6 protein-coding genes are annotated in these 4325 nt (G+C 54.4%); 5 read left to right on the top strand and 1 reads right to left on the bottom strand.

Features of this window, described 5'->3' with window-relative positions:
• Positions 1-289 (bottom strand): hypothetical protein (locus RMO15_RS31750; protein ID WP_309722848.1); only part of this gene is annotated, 289 nt, incomplete at its 3' end.
• 158 nt (positions 290-447) lie between these two features.
• On the opposite strand from RMO15_RS31750, the gene RMO15_RS31745 reads away from it, so the two are divergent.
• The 5 genes from RMO15_RS31745 to RMO15_RS31725 form a co-directional block, all read left to right on the top strand.
• Positions 448-1326, top strand: a complete 879-nt coding sequence (locus RMO15_RS31745) for an AAA family ATPase (RefSeq protein ID WP_309722844.1) — start codon at positions 448-450, stop codon at positions 1324-1326.
• Positions 1323-1772 carry a hypothetical protein gene (locus RMO15_RS31740; protein ID WP_309722841.1) on the top strand — a complete coding sequence of 150 codons (450 nt, stop codon included), beginning with the start codon at positions 1323-1325 and terminating at the stop codon, positions 1770-1772. The genes RMO15_RS31745 and RMO15_RS31740 overlap by 4 nt, the downstream gene beginning before the upstream one ends.
• Positions 1773-1781: 9 nt before the next feature.
• On the top strand, positions 1782-2222 hold the full coding sequence (locus RMO15_RS31735) for a hypothetical protein (protein ID WP_309722839.1): 441 nt from the start codon (positions 1782-1784) through the stop codon (positions 2220-2222).
• 114 nt (positions 2223-2336) lie between these two features.
• Positions 2337-2891: a hypothetical protein gene (locus RMO15_RS31730; protein ID WP_309722836.1), complete on the top strand. Its 555-nt coding sequence runs from the start codon at positions 2337-2339 to the stop codon at positions 2889-2891.
• 530 nt (positions 2892-3421) lie between these two features.
• A partial coding sequence (locus RMO15_RS31725) for a DNA/RNA non-specific endonuclease (RefSeq protein WP_309722834.1) occupies positions 3422-4325 on the top strand: 904 nt, incomplete at its 3' end.

Here is a 4325-nt window from a genome sequence, read left to right as displayed (position 1 = left end):
CATCAGCGTGCTCCGGAGCACGCTGATGAATGCGTTCGGTAACCGCTTGCCGCATTGCAATAGCTCGTTCGCGCTTAAACGAGCGCTTCCCGGTCAACCCCTGCTGGATCATAGAAACGACCGAGGGAAATCCAGGCGGGTCTACCTCGTGCTGCCTGGTAGCTCGGGCGAGGTCACTCAAGGACTCAAACAACGGCTGACCAGCCAGCTCAGGCAAGCTCCCCTCCAGCAAGAACTTTTTCAAAGTCAGCAACATAGGCGCGGGCTGATGCTTCACCGGTCTAGGCATAGTCCTATAACGATACCCTACCTAGCTACCCTAAGGGTATCCTGGCAAAAAGACGATATTATCAGGTACAATCCTGTGATCAGATTACAGTGGTGGGCGCAGGAAGGTACGCGAGTTTCGCTGTATCAGACTCCAGCCCTCCCAGAAAGGAAGGTAGTGTGTACTTAGAGTTTTTTGGACTGACGGAGGCCCCGTTCTCTGTGCAGCCTGATCCGAAGTTTGCCTACCCAAGTCAGGAGCATAAAATCGCCATCGCCAAGATGCGCTACGCAGCTGATCAGAAGCGCGGTCTCGCGGTTCTGACGGGTCCTGTGGGCGCGGGCAAAACGACTGTGGCGAACCAGCTCCTGGTGACTTGGGAGGAGGATAAGACCAAGACGGTAGGGTTTCTCCCTGCCGCCTCGATGCGCACCCCTGCGGCGTTTTTGCGAGCTGTTCTGGAGGCGTTTGATCAGAAGCCAACCAGGACAGCAGCAGACAACCAGCGCTTCCTGGAACTTTTTCTGCTCTCGGAATACAAGGAGGGCCGCCACTGCGTTCTTCTCCTAGACGAAGGGCAGAACGTCTCTCCGGACAACATTGACACTATCGCCGAGCTTACGAACTTCCAGACCGCCAAGAGCAAGCTCATCACGATTGTCATGCTCGCCCAGGACAACCTCCCCAACAAGCTAGAGCGCAAGGAAGCCTTCCGCTCACGCATCGCCGTGGTTGGACACCTTGATCCCCTCTCGTTTGAGGATATGTGCGGCATGATCGCTCACCGCCTGAAAACAGCGGGCGGCGAGAAGGTCAATAAGTATTTCAATGAAGAGGCGCTCCATGAAATCTATGCCACCACCCGTGGGATTCCTCGCGATATTTGTGTGCTCTGTGATGCCTGCATGGTGAACAGCTATGTAACAGATCAGAGGATCGCAAACGCTGCCCTGGTGGAGCTCTCGGTAAGTGAAATGGCAAGTGAGAAGCGCTGGCCGGTTGAACTAAAGGAAGACAATAAAGCCCCGAAGGGCAAGCCAAAGGGAGTTAAGGCATGAGCACACTAGCCGATCTACGCCGCCAAAATATCGCTGAACAAAAGGGAGAAGGAGAGCCTATTCCCGCAGGTGCGGAAGTACGCACTTCCGCACCTGAGCAACCAAGCACGGAGGAAGAAACGCCTAAACCTTCCGCATCTACGGAACTCCGTAAATCCGCAAGTACGCAAGTACGCAAGGAAGGAAGTACGGAGGCACGTAAGCGAGCAAGTAAGCAAGTACCTACGTCCGCACTTACTGAGGTGATTACGGACTCACTTACGGCACGGGTGAAAGAAGCGCTAGAGCTAAAGCGAAACCACCAAGGCGGTGTGAAGGCAACGGTCGAGATGTCGCCTGAGCTATCTAAGCGGGCAAAGACCTATTGCCTGGAACATGACCTTAGCTCAGTGCGGGTACTGTGCCTCGAACTGCTTGAGGCATTCCTAGCCGAAGAAGGATTTTAGGGAAAGACAATGGAGCATGACGGTTCTGCTGAGATCGAGCTAATTCTTAACCTCCTCATTGGAGAGGGTGTTGTTGCGTACCAGCGTGGGCTGGCACGGGCAGTTGGCTGCCACTCAGCAGGACTTTTGCTTTCACAGTTCTGGTACTGGACCCAGCGCCTCCCAGATGGTCGTGATGGTTGGTTTCACAAGACCATGCCGGAGATCGAGTACGAGACCGTTATGGGGCGACGCGAGCAGGATACGGCCCGCAAGCGACTGCGTGATCTGGGACTTCTTGAGGAGAAGCGGATGGGTCAACCCGCAAAGCTCTGGTTCAAACTGAACCGCTCGGCAGTGGTGGAACTACTCCGCAAAGACGTTCGACAGCGCAACCAGCAAAACAGCTCACAGGACTCCCTGCAATCAGATCTCCAGTTTGGCGATTTCCGCCAAACTAGATTGGCGTAAAGCGCCAAACTAGATTGTACGAATGCGCCAAACAAGATTGGCGGAAAGCGCCAAACTATTAAGGATACAAAGAATACAGCAAAGATTACAACAAAGAGTACAGCAACAACAACCATGCGCGCGCCAGAAAACGAAGGGCTCTTTGCTGCTGTCGCTTCTGAGGAAAAAGAAGAAAAGGCTCTCAGCAGCGACCCTCCACGCATCGCTGACGAAGCGCTCGTAGACCGTCTTGTCGAGGCTGGAGTGGGGAAGCTTGTCGCCCGAAAGCTCGCTGCGGAGCTTCCTGAGGAGTGTAAGCACCAGCTCGAATACTTACCATTTGCTGAGAATATTAAGTCCACCAAGGGAGCCTATCTACGCACTGCCATCGAGCAGGGGTTCAGCCCACCGAAGAGCTGGCAAGGGGAACAAGAGCGTAAGCGCCAGGAAACGAGTAAGCAAGCTAGAAAATTAGAAGCACAGCACCAGGGTGAACTGGAGGCAAGACGAAAAGCGGAGCTGGAGGAGCAGCGAAACACACTGCGGACGCAAGACCCAAAGCGCTGGGCGGAGCTGACGAGTCAGGCAGAGGCGTTGTTGCCATCACTCGTTCGCTCTAGGCCGCAGAGCGCCATGTATCAGGCTTCACTCCAGACAAAAATAAATGAGCTACTAACAGCGGGGGCATAAGGGCAAGAGATGCAAAAACAAAAGAGTCGTTTACAGCTGACGGATCGAGTACGAGAGATTTTGATAGGGAGTATCAATCTCCTTTTCTGTGGATATGTACTCTCCGTTGTTGGGAGGCAGTCCATACAGCTTCGCAGTTACTCAGGTAGTTTTTTCATCTTTGGATCGTTTTTATTTATCCTCACCATGTCACTCACGGCATTTTTGGCAAGTGTGCTGATACTCATGAATCGCCGCCGAACAGTAGCCCTGCGACTCCAGAGAACTGCAACGGTGGCAGGATTTATCTTGGTTCCCGTACTTTTGGTGAACTACATAACCCTAGGATTCCATTACCCAGGAATGAAGATCGCGACTTTATTCGCTCTTCTAGGAATCGCTTTCTGGATGCGCTGGGCGAAAAATCGTTACGAACAAGGATGGAGCTAGTTGCTTAAACAGGCATGGCAAGTTCCGCTTAAAGCTAAGGAACTGCTCATCGGTGAAGGAACCCTCCTTTCGATGGGACAGTATACAAACACAAGGATTCTATGATGGATATAAGACGTTTGGCGCTGTACGGGCGAGAGCGACGCGGCTCTCGGGGGGTGATCTGGAAGGCAATAATTTGCCTTGGGGTGGGGGCAGCACTCCTCACGCCACTGCCCGTCGCCCATGCCGACACCGATCCAGCAGCCCAGATGCTCCTGGGAAATCCGGACAAGGCAAAGAGCAGCCCCAGCAGCACGGAGCACTTTCTCCTCAAACGCGGTCAGTACGCCCTCAGCTACAACGATAAGCTGCGCTTCCCCAACTGGGTGGCCTGGCACCTCACAGCGGGAGACATTGGTAGCACCGAGCGCGGGCAGTTCCAGCCAGATCCCGACCTGCCCGGCCCTTTCACCCATGTTGTCACCCGCGACTACACCAGCTCAGGATACGACCGAGGGCACAACTGTCCCAGTAAGGATCGCAGCGCCTCGCGCAAAGATAACGACATTGCGTTCTACATGTCCAACATTACGCCGCAGGCACATGGTATGAACGCGGGGCCATGGGAGCAGCTAGAGAGCTACTGCCGCCAGCTCGCCCAAGACGGCAACGAGATTTACATCACCTGCGGTCACGGCTTCACCGATCAAAAGTACAAGACCCTCGGTAAGGCGGGGATCGCGGTGCCAGATTTCGGTTGGAAGATTATCTTGGTACTGCCTGAGAAGGGCGGCAACGACCTGGCCCGTATCAACGAGCAGACGCGTGTTATCGCGGTCAAGATGCCCAATATCTCCACGATCAGCAAAAAGGACTGGCGGGAGTTTCGCCTCTCGGCGGGCGAGATCGAGCAAGTCACGGGACTGATCTTCTTCGACGCGCTTCCCAAGAAGCTGGCTGACACGCTCAAGAGCAAAGTTGACTTTGACCAATCTGCCCCCAGCAAGCGCAAGAAGGCCGCCG

This window comes from Armatimonas sp., from assembly GCF_031410135.1.
GTDB lineage: Bacteria > Armatimonadota > Armatimonadia > Armatimonadales > Armatimonadaceae > Armatimonas.
Note: the sequence above shows the minus strand (reverse complement) of the source record. Positions and strands in the feature narration are given on the sequence as shown.

What these genes read in the sequence shown, in the direction of transcription:
- RMO15_RS31740 (WP_309722841.1), top strand. Translation starts at nt 1,323, where the DNA reads ATGAGCACACTAGCCGATCTACGCCGCCAAAATATCGCTGAACAAAAG.
- RMO15_RS31735 (WP_309722839.1), top strand. Translation starts at nt 1,782, where the DNA reads ATGGAGCATGACGGTTCTGCTGAGATCGAGCTAATTCTTAACCTCCTC.
- RMO15_RS31730 (WP_309722836.1), top strand. Translation starts at nt 2,337, where the DNA reads ATGCGCGCGCCAGAAAACGAAGGGCTCTTTGCTGCTGTCGCTTCTGAG.